The sequence below is a fragment of the Micromonospora sp. NPDC049366 genome, from assembly GCF_044466625.1.
In the GTDB taxonomy this organism is placed as follows: domain Bacteria; phylum Actinomycetota; class Actinomycetes; order Mycobacteriales; family Micromonosporaceae; genus Micromonospora.
In genome coordinates this window covers 135209-152226 of sequence record NZ_JBITMV010000003.1, presented here as the reverse complement: position 1 = coordinate 152226, position 17018 = coordinate 135209, and the positions used below count along the sequence as shown (strand labels likewise).

Here is a 17018-nt window from a genome sequence, read left to right as displayed (position 1 = left end):
GCGCAGGCTTCGGGCGGGCCGTCCGCCGTTGTACGACCACCGCGCCGGAGCCGCCGAGTCGATGGCCGGCCCACGGCGGCAACCCGGCGGTGTGACGTTTCCGGTGCCCGAGGCGCTTTGTCGCGGGGCACTCCATAACCTCGACCAACTAGATGATCGTGGCCGAAACGTGACGTAAACGGTTGCCCCAGGCTACGGCCCAGTCGTGCCTATATGTCGCCATAAGAGCGCTCAAATCTCCGGGAGCAGGCGGGCAATTGGCTCGTGACAACTGCTGATCTCTCTGCGAGGGTGGTGACGCATCTCATGACAGTGCCGACCAGATACGGCACCTGTCTTGTAACAGGTCCACAAAGGAGGAGACCTTTGAGGAGACGAGTCACAGCCGGCCTGGCCAGCGCCACGGCCGCGCTGCTGGCGGCGGGAGTCGTGGCGACGCCGGCCTCCGGCGCCCCGGCGGCGGGCCCGACCCCCGGATCCGACAAGGCGAAGCACGGCCGCGACAACCTGCCCGACCCGCGGGCGGACCAGCAGCGCGAGCTGCGCAAGCAGGCCATCGCCGACCTGCTGTCCGGCAAGGCCAAGCTTTCCAAGCGCAACGGTTCGAAGGTCATCCAGGTCAAGGACGACCTGTTCGTCGAGTACCAGCAGGCCCCGAAGGTCGACCCGATCTTCACGATGCTGGTGAACTTCGGCGACAAGACCGACCCCCGCACCGGCGGCACCGCCGGCCCGGTCGTCAACCAGATCACCCAGCCGGACCGCAAGTGGGACGGCAACGCCACCGATGACAACAGCACGCTGTGGCGGCCCGACTTCCACCGTGAGCACTACCTCGACATGTTCTACGGTGACGGCGAGTCGATGCGGGACTTCTACCTGAAGCAGTCCGGCGGCCGCTACACCGTCGGCGGCGACGTGACCGACTGGGTCACCGTGCCGTTCAACGAGGCGCGGTACGGCAGCAACGCCATCTCCGAGGCCGACGGCTCCTGGAACTTCATCAAGGACAGCGCCACCGCCTGGTACGACAGCGAGGTCGCGGCCGGGAAGACGCCGGCCCAGATCAAGGAGTACCTGGCCCAGTTCGACGTGTGGGACCGGTACGACTACGACGGGGACGGCGACTTCAACGAGCCCGACGGCTACATCGACCACTTCCAGGCGGTGCACGCCGGTGAGGGCGAGGAGGCCGGCGGCGGCGCCCAGGGCGAGGACGCCATCTGGTCGCACCGCTGGGGCGCGTTCACGAACCTGGAGGGCGTCGCCGGGCCGGCCGGCAACCTCGCGGGTGGTGTGCAGATCGGTGACACCGGCCTGTGGATCCGCGACTACACCACCGAGCCGGAGAACGGCGGCCTGGGCGTCTTCGCCCACGAGTACGGGCACGACCTCGGCCTGCCGGACCTCTACGACACCGCCGGCGGCGACAACGGCGTCGGCTTCTGGAGCCTGATGGCCTCGGGTTCGTGGCTGAGCCACGGCACCGACGACATCGGGTCGACCCCGGGCTACATGGACCCGTGGTCGAAGCTCTACCTCGGCTGGCTGAACTACAGCACCGTCGAGGAGGACAGCGGCGCCACCAAGGTGACGCTCGGCCCGGCCGGCGACAGCGACGGGCCGAAGGCCCAGGCGGTCGTGGTGAACCTGCCGGCGCAGACCCAGACCACCGAGTACAACACCCCGTTCGGGGGCTCGTACGAGTGGTGGAGCGGCAGCGCGGACGACCTCAAGAACTCGCTGACCCGCACCCTGGACCTGACCGGGGCGACCACCGCGTCGATCAGCGCGAAGGCCCAGTACGACATCGAGGAGGACTACGACTTCCTCTACGCCGAGGTGTCCACCAACGGTGGCGCCAGCTGGACCTCGCTCACCAACGAGCTGGTCGACGCCGCCGAGACCGGGGTCGACGGCTCCAGCAACGGCGAGTGGGTGGACCTGACCTACGACCTGTCCGCGTACGCCGGGCAGACCGTGCAGTTCCGCTACCGCTACGCGACCGACGGCGGCGTGCACTTCGCGGGCGCGTTCCTGGACGACATCACGCTGACCCGTAACGGCGCCGTCGCGTGGACGGACAACGCCGAGACCCTGGCCGCCGAGTGGACCGTGAAGGGCTTCACCCGGATCGACGGCTCGGTCACCGACGTCTACCCCCGCTTCTACATCGCCGAGAACCGCACCTACTTCGGGTACGACGACGCGCTGCGGACCGGCGGGTACAACTACGGCTACGGCAACACCCGGCCGCACTTCGTGGACCGGTTCGCGAACCAGCCCGGCATGCTGGTCTGGTACGTGAACTACGCGTACGGCGACAACAACACGTCCGAGCACCCGGGCTACGGCCTGAACCTGCCGGTCGACGTCCGCCCCGGGCCGATCACCATCCCCGGCCAGGGCACCATCACCAACCGGCGCAACGGCTACGACGGCGCGTTCAGCACCAAGAACAAGCCGGCGCAGACGTTCCGCCTCAACGGTGTGGCGGTCAACGTGCCGAAGCTGAAGGCCAACAAGGTCTTCGACGACAGCGTGGTGGACCGTTACTGGTCGCCGCAGAACGAGCAGAACTCGGTGAAGGTCGCCGGCACCGGCACCCAGATCGAGATCGTCAAGCAGGGCACCAAGCCGACCGACGAGATGGTCGTGAAGGTCACCAACTGATTCATCGATCAATCGTGGGGCCGGTGGCGGGGACGCCATCGGCCCCACTTTTCGTACCTCGGGTCATTTGATCGAAATGCACCGCTGCATGTGCGGGCGCGACACACACGCCCTGCTCATCGACCCTTGTCGAGGCGTCGAAGTATGACGGCCGAAGACGGGGCCAACAAAATCTTGCAACAAATCGACGCGCCTATCTTCCCACCCGTCTCGGCAGTGTCTATGTTCACCAATGGCCCCCTGGTCGGGGGCCGCTCACCGGCCCGTACCCCCGTAGGGCCGGTTCCCTCACACCGGAGGTACCACGTGCGCAAAGTCGCAGTGGGTCTGCTCGGGCTTTCGCTGACGGCGACAGGGCTGGTGACGGGCACGTCCGCCAGCGCGGCGCCGCCGGCGAACGGGCCGGCCGCCGCTCCGTCGGTCGCCGAGCCCGCCCACGCGGACCACGACCTGCCCAACCCGTTGGAGGACAAGCGGCGTGCGCTGCGTCAGGAGGGCCTGACCGAGGTCCTCACCGGCGCGTCGAAGCCGCAGAAGATCAACGGCAGCACCGTCGTCAAGGTCGGCGAGAAGGCCGCGACGGGCGCCAAGGCGGGTCGCGCCGCCAAGAGCACCAAGACCGGCCCCGGCCCGACCGAGCACCAGTACGTCGAGCTCTCCCGGGAGCAGACGGACAAGATCTTCGTGATCCTCGCCGAGTTCGGCAACCAGCGGCACCCGAACTTCCCGGACCAGGACACCGACCCGGACACCCCGGGCCCGGCCCGGTTCGACGGACCGCTGCGCAACCAGATCCCGCAGCCCAACCGGGCGGTGGACAACTCCACCGTCTGGCAGGCGGACTACAGCGCCGACCACTACCGGGACCTGTACTTCGGCACCGACCCCGGCGACGAGTCGCTGAAGCAGTACTACGAGGCCCAGTCCTCGGGTCGCTACAGCGTCGAGGGCGAGGTCACCGAGTGGGTTAAGGTGCCGTACAACGAGGCGCGCTACGGCCGCTCCGGCGGCTACCCCTGCGCCTCGAACGTCTGCACCAACACCTGGGCGCTGGTCCGCGACGCCGCCAACCAGTGGGTCGCCGACCAGAAGGCCGCGGGCAAGACCGACGCGGAGATCGCCGCCGACGTGCAGTCCATGGACCAGTGGGACCGCTACGACCACGACGGCGACGGCAACTTCAACGAGCCGGACGGTTACATCGACCACTTCCAGATCGTCCACGCCGGCGGCGACGAGGCCGACGGTGACCCCTGGCAGGGTGAGGACGCCATCTGGAGCCACCGCTGGTACGCCTACGCGTCCGACCAGGGTCGCACCGGCCCGCCGGCCTTCCCGGCGGGTGGCACCCAGATCGGCAACACCGGCATCTGGATCGGTGACTACACGATCCAGCCGGAGAACGGCGGCCGGAGCGTCTTCTACCACGAGTACGGCCACGACCTCGGTCTGCCGGACGACTACAACGTCGTCAGCGGCGGCGACAACAACAACGAGCACTGGACCCTCATGGCCCAGAGCCGGCTCGGCGCCAAGAACGACGGTGGCATCGGCGAGCGGGGCGGCGACCTCGGCGCGTGGAACAAGCTCCAGCTCGGGTGGCTCGACTACGAGGTCATCCCGGCCGGGCAGAAGCGCACGCTGACGCTCGGTCCACAGGAGTACAACTCCAAGGACGCACAGGCCGCCGTGGTGGTCCTGCCGCCGCGGGAGTACACGTTCGACAACGGCGCGCCGTTCGAGGGCACCAAGCAGTTCTTCTCGGGCAACGAGGACGACCTGAACACCACGATGTCCCGGACGATCGACCTGACCGGGAAGACCAGCGCCGCGGTCTCCCTCAAGGGCCGCTACTCGATCGAGGCGGACTTCGACTACCTCTTCTTCGAGGCGTCCACCGACGGTGGCCAGACCTGGGGCACGCTGCCGGGCACCGCGAACGGCCAGCCGCTCAAGGAGATCTCCACCGGCCGGTACGCGCTCGACGGCTCCAGCAACGGTCAGTGGGTCGACATTAGCATCCCGCTGAACTCGCTCGTCGGGAAGGCCGTGCAGTTCCGGCTGCGCTACCAGACCGACGGCGGTGTGTCCGAGGGCGGCTTCTACGGTGACGCGATCACCGTGACCGCCGACGGCCAGACGCTCCTCACCGACGGCGCCGAGAGCGGCGCGGCCGGCTGGACCCTGGCCGGCTGGACCATCGAGGAGGCGACCTACACCCGGGAGTTCGCGAACTTCTACATCGCCGGCAACCGGTCGTACGTCTCCTACGACAAGTACCTGAAGACCGGCCCGTACTTCTTCGGCTACGCGAACACCCGCCCGGACTGGGTGGACCACTACGCGTACCAGGAGGGTCTGCTGATCTCCTACTGGAACACCCGGTGGGCCGACAACGACACGTTCGCCCACCCGGGCGAGGGTCGTAACCTGTACATCGACGCCCACCCGCGGCCGATCTACAACCTGACCGGTGCCCCCTGGCGGGCTCGCGTCCAGGTCTACGACGCGCCGTTCAGCCTGAAGAAGGCCGACTCGTTCACGCTCCGCCTCAACAGCCAGCCGCAGTACATCCGCGGCCAGGACGCGGAGCCGCTGTTCGACGACACCAAGAAGTACTGGTACGAGGAGCTGCCGAACCACGGCGTCAAGCTCCCCGCCGCCGGTGTGAAGATCAAGGTCCAGGAGCAGGACGGCACCTCGATCAAGGTGAAGTTCTCCTGATCCACTGATCGACGGCACCACGCGATGCCCGGGCAGGTCACCTGCCCGGGCATCGCCCTTTTCGCAGGACGGAACCGCGTGGCCGTCCGCGCCGTCGCACCACCGTGACGTACACCCGCACCGCCACCGCGCTCGCCGTGCTGCTGGCCCTCGCCGCCGCCGGCTGCGCCCCGGCGGAGAACGGAGACAGCGTGCCCGAGCGACCGGGGACCTCGGCCACCCCGCCGGAGAGCAGCCGGCCGCCGACCGGCCCGACCGGCGGCGGCGAGCCGACCGGTCCGACCCCCGGAGGCGGCGGTCCGTCAACCGGACGTCCCTCCCCGCCGCGCGGCCTGCCCACGCTACGACCGCCGACCGGCCCGCCGGACAAGCCCAGCGACCTACGCCGCTCCGATCTCCTCGCCGGCCGGATCAGCCGCGGCGGCTCCGGCCCGTGTTACGGCCTGACCACCGACGACGGCACGGAGTACGCGCTGCACGGCGAGAACATGGGCACCTGGCCGACCGGTAGCTGGGTGCGGGTGACCGTCGGACCGGCCGGCGGTGCCGCCGACTGCGGCCCGGGGATCCGCAAGAGCCTCCTCACCATCACGCGCGTCAGTTGACCGCCCCCGTCCCGCTCGGCACGCGGCCGGTGCCGGGGCGGCCCCCAGGGCCCGCGCAGGTCACCTCGACCGCGCCAGGCCCGAGGGTCCTAGGCTGGGGCGCATGACCGAGCAGCACGGCGAGACCGTCGACGAGTCCTGCGTCCTCACCGAGGGGCCGTGGACGCACCGGTTCGTCGGGGCGAACGGCAGCCGGTTCCACGTGGTCGAGGCCGGGACGGGGCCGATGGTGCTCTTCCTGCACGGCTTCCCCGAACACTGGTGGGCGTGGCACGAGATGCTGCCCGCCGTCGCCGACGCCGGTTTCCGGGCGGTCGCGGTGGACCTGCGCGGCTACGGTGCCAGCGACAAACCACCCCGGGGGTACGACGGCTACACGCTCGCCGCCGACATCGCCGGGCTGATCCGCGCCCTCGGCGAGCGCTCCGCGACCCTGGTCGGCGCCGGAGCCGGCGGAATGGTCGCGTGGACGGCCGCCTCGTTCCACCCGTCACTCGTCCGCCGGCTCGTCGTGCTCGGGGCCCCCCACCCGCTGCGGCTGCGCGCGGCCATCTTCGCCGACCCGCGCGGACAGTTCGCCGCCGCCACACCGACGTTGAAGTTCCAGCTGCCCCGCTACGAGCACGTGCTGACCCGGGACGGCGCCGCGGGTGTGGAGGAGCTGCTGCGCCGCTGGGGCGGGCCGGACTGGGTGGCCGGGCCGCACTTCGCCGCGTACGCCCAGCGCTGTCGGGAGGCGATGCGGATCCCGCAGGCGGCGTTCTGCGCCCTGGAGGGCTACCGCTGGGCGTTCCGGTCGGCACTGCGGCTGCACGGCTACCGCTTCGTCAAGCTGATGCAGAAGCCCCTGGTCACGCCCACCCTGCAACTGCACGGCGCGCTGGACGTCGCCGCGCTGCCGCGCACCGCCCAGGGCTCCGGTCGCTACGTCGTCGCGCCCTACGAGTGGCGGCTGCTCGACGGCGTGGGGCACTTCCCGCACGTCGAGGCGCCCGAGATCGTGCTCGGTGAGGTGCTGCGCTGGACGAAGTCCTGAGCCGTCAGCGTCGCCGCCGCCCCGGTCGAGCGGGCCGCGGAGGTCACCGCCGCTGCTCGCGCAGGTCGGTGACCTCCGCGGCCGGCGCCCAGCCCTGGTAGACCCCGAAGTCGAACGCCTCCAACCGCATGGCCTGCGCCACCGGCCACCGCCCGCCCGTGTACTCCACCCGCAGCCAGCCGTCGTGCTCGCCCAGCACGATGAACGGCTGCCCCTGCCAGGTGCAGGTCGTCCGTACGTACGCCAGGTCCTCCACCTCGGTGGCGGGCAGCACCCGCACGTACCGGCCGGGTCGGACCTCGTCGAAGCCCTCGGCCGGTTCCGGCTGGTAGAGGCGGACGTCGTCGCCGTCTGGGCTGGCCTGGTACTCCCGACCGCGCCAGCGGGCCACATAGCCGTCGCGGATCATTCGGCACCCACCTCACGCCAGCTCACGGTGTCGGCGTCCAGGACGGCCACCACCCGCTCGCTGCCGTCCGCGCCCAGCCGCAGCAGCCGCGCGCCGTGCGGCAGCCGCGCGCTGTCCACCTTGAACTCGGCCACCACGTCGCTGCTCTCGCCCGGCGCGAAGCCGTTGCCCCGGAACGGGGCCCGCTCGATCACCCAGCCCTCCATGGCCCGCATGGCGGCCTCGTTCTGCCCCCCGTACGGGATGCGGTAGATGCTCGGGCGGTGCGCCGGCCAGCGCAGCACGTAGATCTCCTCGGCGTCCCGGGAGAAGGGCGAGTCGGGATAGCCGAGCCCGAGAGCGTCGTACAGCTCCGCCGGGCTGGTCAGGTGGGCGAGCTCGTTGGCGCGGTGCACGAAGCCGGACACCCGGTCGTAGCCCCGCTCCAGGTAGTAGGCGAGCTGACTCGGGGCGATGGCCTTCTGCATCAACACCGGACGGGACGGGTCGACCGCCTTCGGCGTGTGCCGGGGCCGCTCGGCCGGCGCGGGCGCCTCCTCGATCTCCCCCTCGTCGCCCAGGCCCACCTCGGCGGCCCAGCTCGCCAGCGCCACGATCTGCTCACCGGGCAGCTTCGCACCGACCGGGCTGCCCGGGTTGACCGCGAACGACCACGCGTCGTCGGGCCAGCGACGGATCAGCTGGACGAACTTGACGCCTACCGTCTCGACCTCGCCGTCGGCGTGGTCCGCCAGGCGCTCCGGCGAGGTGTACACCACGACGAAGGTCTCGCCGTCCAGCTCCTGCGTACGCCACACGAAGCCGGTGTCACCGGGCCGGCTGCCGGGAGTCGAGTCGGGGGCCACCGGCAGCAGGACCCGGGCCAGCAGCAGCGTGGAGAGAAAGGTGTCCGTGCTGCCGGCACCGGCGGCGGAGAGCAGGTCCTCCTCCACCGCGTTGGCCGGCTGGAAGTCGACCGGCGGCTCGTCCACCGGCGTAGCGCCGGCGTCCGTTCCCTCGGCCGGCTCGGCCACGGGCCGGGGCGGGGCGGATCCGCCGCGCGGGTCGGCCGGGGCTTCCGCAGGCCCGGCCGCGGTGCCCGGGACCCCGGTCTCGGTGCCCAGGGGGGCGGTGGGCCCGCCCGCGGACCCGGTGAACGGGTTCGCGAATCCGGTCGACATGCTGCCGACGCTCGTCGACGCGCTCGCGGACCCGGCCGACGGTCTGGTTGACTCGGACGCGCCGAGCCCGCTGAAGGGCTCGGCGGATCTGGCCACGGGAAACGCTGTCGTCGCTTCGGCGGCACCGCCGGCCGGGATACCGACAGTCGGGTCGGTGGACCCGGCCGCGGCGAACGCCGAGGCGTCGACGGAACCGCCTGCCGCCGTGCCGCCGCCGGACGTCGACACGCGACCCGCCCGGGGCGTCCACAGGTCGGCGTCGTCACCGGACGTCGTGCTGCTCTCACCCGGCCGGCGGGTGGTGCCCCACAGGCCGGTGTCGCCCTCGGTACGCCCGTTCCCGCCTGTCGCCGACCGACCGGGCCGGGTCGCCGTGGCCTCGTCGGCCGGCCGGTCGGACGCCCAGAACGGCCCCGGCGTCGGGGGACCGATCTCGTCCTCCGGATGGTCGGGCAGGTCCCGGGACGCGATGATCGTGCCCTCGATCACGATGGGCTTGAAGCCCTGCCGGGGCGCGGGCGGCGCGGAGACCGGCTCCGCGACGGACGGTGGCAACTCCTCGACCGACTCGGTGTGGCGGGGCGGCAGCGGCTGGGTCCGGTCCGCCTCCGTGCCTGCCCAGGAGGGGCGCCCCGCCGATCGGTGCGGGCCCACCGAGGCCCGGAAGGCGCGGGTGACGTCCTCGGCCGACGGCTCTGGACGCGGCAGCGGCTGCGTCGCCTCGACCCCGGGCATCGGGTGCCGACCGCCCGGCGGGTCGGTCACGGGCGCGCGGGGCGCCGGAGTCGGCTCGCGGCCGGGCGCCAGGAACGCCTGGGTGGGCTCGGCCCCCGCCGGACCGTGGAACGGGCGACGTCGGGGGAACGGCTGCTCTCCCCTGGCGAAGCGCGACGGCGGCACCGCCCGGTCGGCCGGTCCGGCCGGGTCGCCGAGGGATCCGGACCGACGCCCGGAGGCCGGCTCGAAGAAGGACCGCCGCGGCTCGGCCCCGTCCCCCGGCACGCGGGTGGCCGGCTCGTCGTGCCTGCCCGGGCCCTCGGCCGCACCGGCCTCGCGGCCGGCGGTCGCCCGCCCGGAATCGCCAACCGCCCCGGGGCGGGGCGGGGCGGGCCAGCGGGACGCGGCACCGGGCCGGTCGTCCTCCGGGGCGGCCGGCATGAACGGTGGCGGCGCCGGCCGGCGCGCGAGCACCGAGTCGGTCGAGGCCGCCGAGCCGTTGCCGGACGACGTCGACGCATTGTGGACCGTGGCCCCCGGTTGCGGCCCGGCGGAGGGTACGTCCCCGGCACCGGCGGTGGGTTCACTCGACGCGTCCCGACCCCCTCCGGCGGCACGGGCCCGGGCGAGCGACTCGGCCCGCTCCAGGCGAGCGCGGGCACCGAGGGTGCGCCCGGGCAGCCGGACGTCACCCCGGGAGAGCTGCGTGACGAACCACGCCGGCAGGTAGCCCTCGACCGGCAGCCCCGGGTTCACGGCGAGCCACCACTCGGGATTCGGCCAACCGCCGGCCAGCTCCGTGTACGGGGTGCGGCGCGTCGGGCCGGCGTTGTCGCCGAGGCAGGCCCGGAGCGCGGCGCTGGAGGTGAACGCGAGCACGTGGGTGCGACCGCCCGTGGTCCAGGTGCCCCAGCCCGCCGCGGCGGGCTGGGCCGACTGGGCGGAGACCGGGAGAAGAAGCTCGGTCCGAGCCAGGATCCGGAAGTAGAGCCCTTGGTCGTTGGCGCGGAGCGCGTCACGCATCGCCGCCTCGGCCTCCGTGGCCGGCTCCCATTCGGTCACGGCCACCTCTCCTCCCGAGAACAGGCCACAGGCATCGCCTAACAACCTACAAGGTAGAAGCAAGATCACAATGGCAGGCCGTCGGCGGTGCGCCGCGCCGGCGGCGAGCCGATAACATCCCGTCCCGGAGCCGACACGATACGGAGGCGGTCGATGTCCTGGTCGACGACGCGCCCGGTCCTGACGACCCTGGCGGCTGCCCTGTTGACCGGCGTGTCCGCCGTCCCCGGTGTCTTCGCCGACCCCGGGCGCGCCGGATCGGGTGTGCCCCGCAGCACAACCCGGCACGAGCCGACGTCGGCGCGTCCTGCGGCGCCGCCCGGCGCGCGGCTGGTCCGGACCGCCGCCGTGCGCGCCGGCCAGCTCCCGGCGCCGAACTGCGCGACGCCGCTGGCCCCGGCCCGACCGGTCGCCGCCACGCCGTGGCCCCAGCAGCGGTACGCGCCCGAACGGCTGGCCCCGCTCGCCACCGGCGCCGGGGTGACCGTGGCCGTCGTCGACTCCGGTGTCGACCGGGACCATCCCCAGCTCGGCGACCGGGTGCTCGACGGCACGGACCTGCTCGACAACGGTGGCGACGGACGCCGAGACTGCGCCGGTCACGGCACCGGCGTGGCGAGCATCATCGCCGCCGCGCCCCACCCCGGTGTGGCGTTCCGCGGCCTGGCACCGGGCGCCCGGATCCTGCCCGTCCGGGTCAGCGAACAGCAGGTCGTGGAGGGGCGGGAGTCGGGGCGTACGGTCAGCGCCGGCGGGTTCGCCCGGGCCATCCGTTGGGCGGTGGACCACGGCGCCGACGTGCTCAACCTCTCCGTCGTGCTGTACGTGGACGACCCGGCCGTCCGGTCCGCCATCGGATACGCGGTGGCCCGGGACGTGGTGGTCGTCGCCGCCGCCGGCAACCTCCACGAGAGCGGGGATCCCCGGCCCTATCCCGCCGCGTACGACGGGGTGCTCGGGGTCGGTGCGATCGCCGCCGACGGCACCCGCGCCGCCTTCTCGCAGATCGGCCCCTACCTCGACCTGGTCGCCCCGGGGAGCGACGTGCTGATGGCGGCACCGGGGCGGGGGCACAACCGCGCCGAGGGGACCAGCTACGCGGCTCCGTTCGTCGCCGCCACCGCGGCGCTGCTGCGCGAGTATCGCCCCGAGTTGACCGCCGCGCAGGTGGCGGAGCGGATTCTCGCCACCACCGATCCGGCACCGGACGCCGGGCGTGGCGGTGGGTACGGCGTGGGCGTGCTGAACCCGTACCGTGCGGTCACCGAGACCGGCGGCGCGAGCGGGCGGACCGGCGCGGTGACGGCGCTGGCCGAGGAGGCACCCGACCCGGCTCGAACGGCCCGGCAGGCGCGACGGGACGCCGCCGAGGTGCGGGCCCTGGTGCTGGCGAGCGTCGGCGGCGCGGCGGCCGGTGTCGCGGTGTTGCTCGCGCTGGTGCTGCCACGTGGCACCCGCCGAGGCTGGCGCCCTGCCGACCCCACGTGACGGCGACGGCCCGCCGCCGGCGGTCCGCAGACGGCAGCCCACCGCCCCCGGGAACGGCGGCGCCGCGGGAACGGCGCCACCCCGGACACGGCGGCGCCCGGGGCCGGTCGCCGGCCCCGGGCGCCCCGGCTCACTGGAACAGGCCGACGTTCTTCTTCTCGGTGTCCAGGTAATCGGCCGCGGAATCGTCCACCGCGAGCTTGATGTCACGCAGCATCGCCTGCAGGTCCTGCGAGGCCGCGCGCCAACGCGACTGCCGCTGCTCGTAGGCCTGTCGTGCCTCACCGTTCCAGCCGGCCACCAGCGGCGCGGCGTCGCGCTCCAGCTGGCCGAGTTGCGCGTCGAGCGTGTTCAGCGCCTTCTGGATGTCCACGCCCGCCTGCTGCAGCGCGGCGAAGTTGACGACCAGCACACCGTTGTCCATCTACGGTCTCCCTCCCCCTGGATCGGCTGGCTCAGAGCGGCAGCTGGATGCCGCCGCGGTTGGTGCCGGCGACGCGGCCGGCTGCCTCGGTGTCCGAGGCGTCGTAGTGCTGGCCGGCGGTGCGGAGCGCACCGGCGGTCTCCCGCAGGGCGCGCTGCAACGCCGCCTGGTCCTGCGCCCACTGCTGCTTGACCTGCTCGAACGACCGCCCTCCGGCGCCGCGCCAGGCCTGCTGCAACACCTCCAGCTCGGCCATCAGGCTGCTGAGCATGGATTGCAGCGACTGGTCCACCTGCTCGAACTTCGCGGCGGTCTGCTGCATCACCGCGGCTTCCGCCTGGGTCTGGGACACTGTCGGACCTCACCTCGTCTCGTCGGTCGTGGCTGGCCGTCGGCGCGCCCGCCGGGGGAACGCACCGCTCGCGCGCCCGGTCAAGGGGCTGGGCGGGCACGGGGGTCAGCGGATTTCGTGGCTGACGGTAGTCGCCTCGTTGCGCTTCTGCTACCCCGCTCGGCTCCCCTGTGGACAACGCGGATCCATCGATTCGCTTACGATGTGCGGCAGTCGAGTAGCAGGCAGTGATCGGACGGGAGGCGCGGTGACGCTGACGACCGCGAACGACGCCCGCCCGGCCACCCGCACGTCACCGGGCAACCCGCCCGGCCCTCCCGACCCGGCGGCGGGAGCCGACTCCACGTTCGCGGTGCGCGCGGTGTCGCCGACGTGGGTATCGGGCCGACGTCGACCACACGGCGTACGGGCCGGTCAGATCGTCACCGCGCAGGTGGCGGTGGCACTGCCGCTGGCCGCGCTGGGTCGCGGTGCCGGGGCCCTGGCGGGGGCGCTGCTGGCCGCAGCCGTCCTGCTGCCGCTCGCCTGGGTACGGGTGCGGGGGCGCTGGCTGTTCGAGTGGGCCGGCCTCGGCCTCGGCTACCTGACCCGACGTCGGGTGCTGCCGGCGGGCGCCGGACCGGCCGCACTGCTCGACCTCGTGGCTCCGGGCGTGGTGGTCCGCCCGGCGGGGCTGGCCGGGGCACCGGGCGCGGTGCTGGACGACCCGGCTGGCCTGGTCGCGCTGCTGGAGATCGCTGAGCCGGGTGAGCTGCTCGGCGACGGTCCGCGGCCCCTGCCCAGCCCGACGGCGCTGCTCCCACCGGCGACGACGGCCGGTCCGCCGGTCCGGATCCAGTTGCTGCTCGCTCACACGTCGGCGCCGGCACCGACGTCGGGCGCCACGGCCGGCACGTCGTACCGGCAGCTGACCGACGGGCGGCTGGCCGGTCGGGAGCAGGTGGTGCTCGCCGTCCGGGTGCTCCGGGTCGACGGCTGGTCGGCGGCGGAGGCGCGGCAGGCCCTCACCGGCACGGTGCGGCGGATCGTTCGGCGGCTCGGGCGGCTCAACGCGCGACCCCTCGGCGCGGACGCGGTGCGGCGCGTGCTCAGCGAGCTGGCCCACCACGACGGGACGCCCCTGCGCGAGTGCTGGTCGGCCGTGCGCGGCGGTGACCTGTCGCAGACGACCTTCCGGCTGACCCGCTGGCCGGACCTGCACGGCGACGGCGGTCGACGACTCGTGAGTCGGCTGCTCGCGCTGCCGGCGACCGCGAGCACCGTGTCACTCTCCGCCGGCCCGCCGTCGGCGTCGGCCGAGTTGACCGTACGCCTCACCGCCCGGTCGTCGGCGGAGCTGGCCCTGGCGACGCAGGCGCTACACCGACTGGTCACCACGCTGGGCGCGGAGGCCTGCCGGCTGGACGGCGACCAGCTCGCCGGCCTGACGGCTTCCCTACCGTTGGCCCCACCGGAGGGTCCGGGGCAGCCCGCTGCCGCGCTCGACGGGCTTGAGCTGGTGGTCGGCGACGCGGGGTTGATGCTCGGGACGAACCGGCACGGCGCGGCGGTCACCGTCCGACTGTTCCGCCCGGACGCCACCCGGGTGCTGCTCGTCGGCGGCGTGCCGGCCGCGCAGCTCGTGGCGGTGCGCGCGATGGCGCTCGGCGCGCGGGTGCTCGTGCAGACCACGCGGCCGCAGGTGTGGGAGCCGTTCGTCCGGGGCGTCGGGGCACCGGGCACGACGATACCGCTGCTGCCGCCCGGCCGTCCGCTTCCGGAGGGACCGCCGACGCCGCTCTCGCCGACGCTGATCGTGGTCGACGTGGGGCCGGTCGCGGTCGAGCCGGAGCCCGGGCCGCCGTGGCAGTCCACTCTGGTGGTCCGCGATCAGCTCACCCCGGCCGACGTGGATGCCCTGAGCCGGGCCGACCTGGCCGTGCTCCAGCCACTCGATCCGGGCGAGGCCGCGCTGGCCGGGGCGGCACTGGGGCTCGGCGAGTCCGCCGAGTGGCTGACCCGCATCCGCGACGACATGGTCGCCGTGGTCAACCGGCGTGCGCTGCGCTGGGCGCTGCTCGCCACCACCCCGATCGAGTCCCAGCTGATCGGCCGCCCGTCCCGCCGCTGACCCCCACCGGCGGGATGCCGGCACCACCGGTGGCGTTGGCCCCTTCATCGGCTGGGGAGACACCAACACTCTCGAAGTTGCGCGGTTCATGACCCGGCGCGGTGCCCGCGTGCGGCGGCGCGAGGCGCGGGTTGCCGTGCGGGTGTGCGGGGAGTTCGCCGATCTCCACGGGTTCCCCCATTGATCAGTCCGTGGCACGATCCCCGCCATGGATTTCCTGAAGGGCCTGCTGATCCGGCTGGCCACCACAGCGCTGGCCTTCTGGTTGGCCACACTGATCATCCCGGGCATTCGGCTGGAGTCGGACTCCGTCGTGCAGACGGTGACCACCCTGGTCCTCGTCGCGGTGATCTTCGGTGTGGTCAACGCGGTGCTCCAGCCGATCATCAAGACCGTGGGTTGCGGCTTCTACCTGCTGACCCTCGGTCTGATCGCGCTGGTCGTGAACGGTCTGCTCTTCCTGCTGACCGGCTGGATCGCCGGTGAGGCGGGGCTGCCGTTCGAGGTGGACGGTTTCTGGCCGTCGGCGGTGCTGGGCGCGCTCTTCGTCAGCATCGTCACCTGGGTACTCGGCGCGATCCTCGACCGCGACTGATCCGCGCGGGAGCGGGACACGCGACGATGATCGCGCAACCTCCGGGAAGTAGTGGTGTCACCGCACGTCGGAGGCCACTACTTCCCGGAACCTGCCCTGCGGCGGTACGAGCGGGCGCCCGGACCAGAGTGCGGGAATCGGCCGGCGCGCCGGCTGGGGGCGAGGGTTAACGTCAGGGACGTGTTCACCCTGTCCCGCGCCGACGGTTACCTGCTCAGCACCGATCCGCAGCGCCTCGACCTGCCTCGGGTGCACGCCTGGCTCAGCACGGACGCGTACTGGGCGCTCGGGCGGGACCGGGCGACGGTCGAGAACGCCTTCGCCGGCTCGATCGCGTACGGCGTCTACCGGCCGGGCGACGGCCAGCAGGTCGCGGTCGCACGGGTGGTCACCGATCGCGCGACCTTCGCGTGGCTCTGTGACGTCTACGTGGACCGGGCGGAGCGGGGCAACGGGCTGGGCACCTGGCTGGCCGCGGCCGTACGCGACCATCTCGCGACGCTCGGCGTGCACCGGATCCTGCTGGCCACCCTCGACGCGCACGGGGTGTACGCGAAGGTCGGCTTCGCGCCGGCGGCGGCGGACCGCTTCATGGAGCTGGACCGGCGCGACCAGGCGCCGCCCGGCCCCGAGCTGGACCGGCGCGACCAGGGGACACGTCCGGTGACCCCGGTCACTGGAAAGGAGCATTGAGGTCCGTCACCCCTTACGGTGGAGGGGTGACCCCGCTCCGCCTGGGATACCTGTACGGCTTCGGCGCCTACCTGCTCTGGGGCTTCTTCCCGCTGTACCTCAAGCTGCTGCGCCCGGCCGGGCCGCTGGAGATCCTCGCGCACCGGATCGTCTGGTCGGTCGTCTTCGTGGCGTTGCTGCTCGCCGCGCTGCGCAACATCGGCTTCCTGCGGGCGCTGGCCCGCCGGCCCCGGGCGCTGGCCGGGATCGGTGTGGCGTCCGCGCTGATCGCCGTCAACTGGGGCACCTACATCTACGGCGTGAACTCCGACCGGGTGGTGGAGACGGCGCTCGGCTAATTCATCAACCCGCTGGTGGTCGTGCTGCTTGGGGTGACCGTCCTGCGTGAGCGGCTGCGGCCCGCGCAGTGGGTGGCCCTGAGCATCGGCGCACTCGCCGTCGCGGTGCTCACCGTCGACTACGGTCGGCTGCCCTATCTGGCGCTCACCCTGGCCCTCAGCTTCGGCGGGTACGGCCTGGTCAAGAAGCGGCTCGGGTTGCCGGCGGCGGAGGGCCTGTTCGTGGAGTCGGCCGTGCTGGCGCTGCCCGCCGTCGGCTACCTGGGCTGGCTCGCGGCGAGCGGCGAGGCCGCGTTCGGGCACGTCTCGGCGGGGCACACCGTGCTGCTGGTGCTGGCGGGAGCCGCCACCGCGATTCCGCTCCTGCTCTTCGCCGGGGCGGCCAACCGGCTGCCCCTCACCAACCTCGGCATGATCCAGTACCTCGCGCCGATCCTTCAGCTCGCCTGCGGTGTCCTCATCTTCCACGAGCCGATGCCGCCGGCCCGCCTCGCCGGCTTCGCCCTGGTGTGGCTCGCGCTGATCGTCTTCACCGCCGACGCGATCCGCAACGCCCGCCGCACCCGGGCCCACGCCCGCTCCGCGCCCCTCCGCGATCTCGCGGTCAGCGCCCGCGAGATGGGCTGACCGTC

At 72.8% G+C, this 17018-nt stretch carries 12 protein-coding genes and 1 pseudogene; 9 read left to right on the top strand and 4 right to left on the bottom strand.

The window, feature by feature from the left end:
* Nucleotides 1-366 precede the first annotated feature (366 nt).
* The 4 genes from ACIBTV_RS06720 (at nt 367) to ACIBTV_RS06705 (ending at nt 7038) form a co-directional block, all read left to right on the top strand.
* On the top strand, nt 367-2673 hold the full coding sequence (locus ACIBTV_RS06720) for an immune inhibitor A domain-containing protein (protein WP_396703031.1): 2307 nt from the start codon (nt 367-369) through the stop codon (nt 2671-2673).
* Nucleotides 2674-2994: 321 nt separating this feature from the next.
* Nucleotides 2995-5397: an immune inhibitor A domain-containing protein gene (locus ACIBTV_RS06715; protein ID WP_396703224.1), complete on the top strand. Its 2403-nt coding sequence runs from the start codon at nt 2995-2997 to the stop codon at nt 5395-5397.
* 104 nt (nt 5398-5501) lie between these two features.
* Nucleotides 5502-6002, top strand: a complete 501-nt coding sequence (locus ACIBTV_RS06710; RefSeq protein WP_396703029.1) for a hypothetical protein — start codon at nt 5502-5504, stop codon at nt 6000-6002.
* A gap of 103 nt (nt 6003-6105) precedes the next feature.
* Nucleotides 6106-7038, top strand: a complete 933-nt coding sequence (locus ACIBTV_RS06705) for an alpha/beta fold hydrolase (protein ID WP_396703027.1) — start codon at nt 6106-6108, stop codon at nt 7036-7038.
* A 43-nt stretch (nt 7039-7081) separates the two neighbouring features.
* Here the strand turns inward: ACIBTV_RS06705 and ACIBTV_RS06700 are convergent, their stop codons facing one another.
* Together ACIBTV_RS06700 and ACIBTV_RS06695 are read right to left on the bottom strand one after the other, a co-directional pair.
* On the bottom strand, nt 7082-7447 hold the full coding sequence (locus tag ACIBTV_RS06700; protein ID WP_396703026.1) for a hypothetical protein: 366 nt from the start codon (nt 7445-7447) through the stop codon (nt 7082-7084).
* Entirely contained in the window at nt 7444-10386 is a 2943-nt protein-coding gene (locus ACIBTV_RS06695) for an SseB family protein (RefSeq protein ID WP_396703025.1), read from the bottom strand. The genes ACIBTV_RS06700 and ACIBTV_RS06695 overlap by 4 nt, the downstream gene beginning before the upstream one ends.
* 153 nt (nt 10387-10539) lie before the next feature.
* Here ACIBTV_RS06695 and mycP point away from each other — a divergent pair, with 153 nt between their 5' ends.
* The gene (mycP, locus tag ACIBTV_RS06690) at nt 10540-11874 is read left to right on the top strand and encodes a type VII secretion-associated serine protease mycosin (RefSeq protein WP_396703024.1); all 1335 of its coding nucleotides are present in this window, start codon (nt 10540-10542) and stop codon (nt 11872-11874) included.
* Between the two features lie 130 nt (nt 11875-12004).
* Here mycP and ACIBTV_RS06685 read toward each other — a convergent pair whose 3' ends face one another.
* Both ACIBTV_RS06685 and ACIBTV_RS06680 read right to left on the bottom strand, forming a co-directional pair.
* Nucleotides 12005-12298 (bottom strand): WXG100 family type VII secretion target, encoded by a 294-nt coding sequence (locus tag ACIBTV_RS06685; protein WP_396703023.1) that lies wholly within the window; start codon nt 12296-12298, stop codon nt 12005-12007.
* A 31-nt stretch (nt 12299-12329) separates the two neighbouring features.
* A complete protein-coding gene (locus ACIBTV_RS06680; protein WP_396703022.1) occupies nt 12330-12650 on the bottom strand; it encodes a WXG100 family type VII secretion target in 321 nt (106 codons plus the stop codon).
* A gap of 202 nt (nt 12651-12852) precedes the next feature.
* On the opposite strand from ACIBTV_RS06680, the gene eccE reads away from it, so the two are divergent.
* From eccE to rarD, 4 genes and pseudogenes are all read left to right on the top strand, one after another.
* Nucleotides 12853-14760, top strand: a complete 1908-nt coding sequence (gene eccE, locus ACIBTV_RS06675) for a type VII secretion protein EccE (RefSeq protein WP_396703021.1) — start codon at nt 12853-12855, stop codon at nt 14758-14760.
* A 208-nt stretch (nt 14761-14968) separates the two neighbouring features.
* Nucleotides 14969-15355 carry a phage holin family protein gene (locus ACIBTV_RS06670; protein WP_396703020.1) on the top strand — a complete coding sequence of 129 codons (387 nt, stop codon included), beginning with the start codon at nt 14969-14971 and terminating at the stop codon, nt 15353-15355.
* 180 nt (nt 15356-15535) lie between these two features.
* Nucleotides 15536-16048 carry a GNAT family N-acetyltransferase gene (locus ACIBTV_RS06665; RefSeq protein WP_396703019.1) on the top strand — a complete coding sequence of 171 codons (513 nt, stop codon included), beginning with the start codon at nt 15536-15538 and terminating at the stop codon, nt 16046-16048.
* A gap of 26 nt (nt 16049-16074) precedes the next feature.
* Nucleotides 16075-17013: pseudogene (gene rarD, locus ACIBTV_RS06660) on the top strand (EamA family transporter RarD).
* The last annotated feature ends 5 nt before the right edge of the window (nt 17014-17018 follow it).

Coding starts and splice junctions, on each gene's coding strand:
- ACIBTV_RS06705 (WP_396703027.1), top strand. CDS start 6,106: ATGACCGAGCAGCACGGCGAGACCGTCGACGAGTCCTGCGTCCTCACC.
- mycP (WP_396703024.1), top strand. CDS start 10,540: ATGTCCTGGTCGACGACGCGCCCGGTCCTGACGACCCTGGCGGCTGCC.
- ACIBTV_RS06670 (WP_396703020.1), top strand. CDS start 14,969: ATGGATTTCCTGAAGGGCCTGCTGATCCGGCTGGCCACCACAGCGCTG.
- eccE (WP_396703021.1), top strand. CDS start 12,853: ATGTGCGGCAGTCGAGTAGCAGGCAGTGATCGGACGGGAGGCGCGGTG.
- ACIBTV_RS06700 (WP_396703026.1), bottom strand. CDS start 7,447: ATGATCCGCGACGGCTATGTGGCCCGCTGGCGCGGTCGGGAGTACCAG.
- ACIBTV_RS06685 (WP_396703023.1), bottom strand. CDS start 12,298: ATGGACAACGGTGTGCTGGTCGTCAACTTCGCCGCGCTGCAGCAGGCG.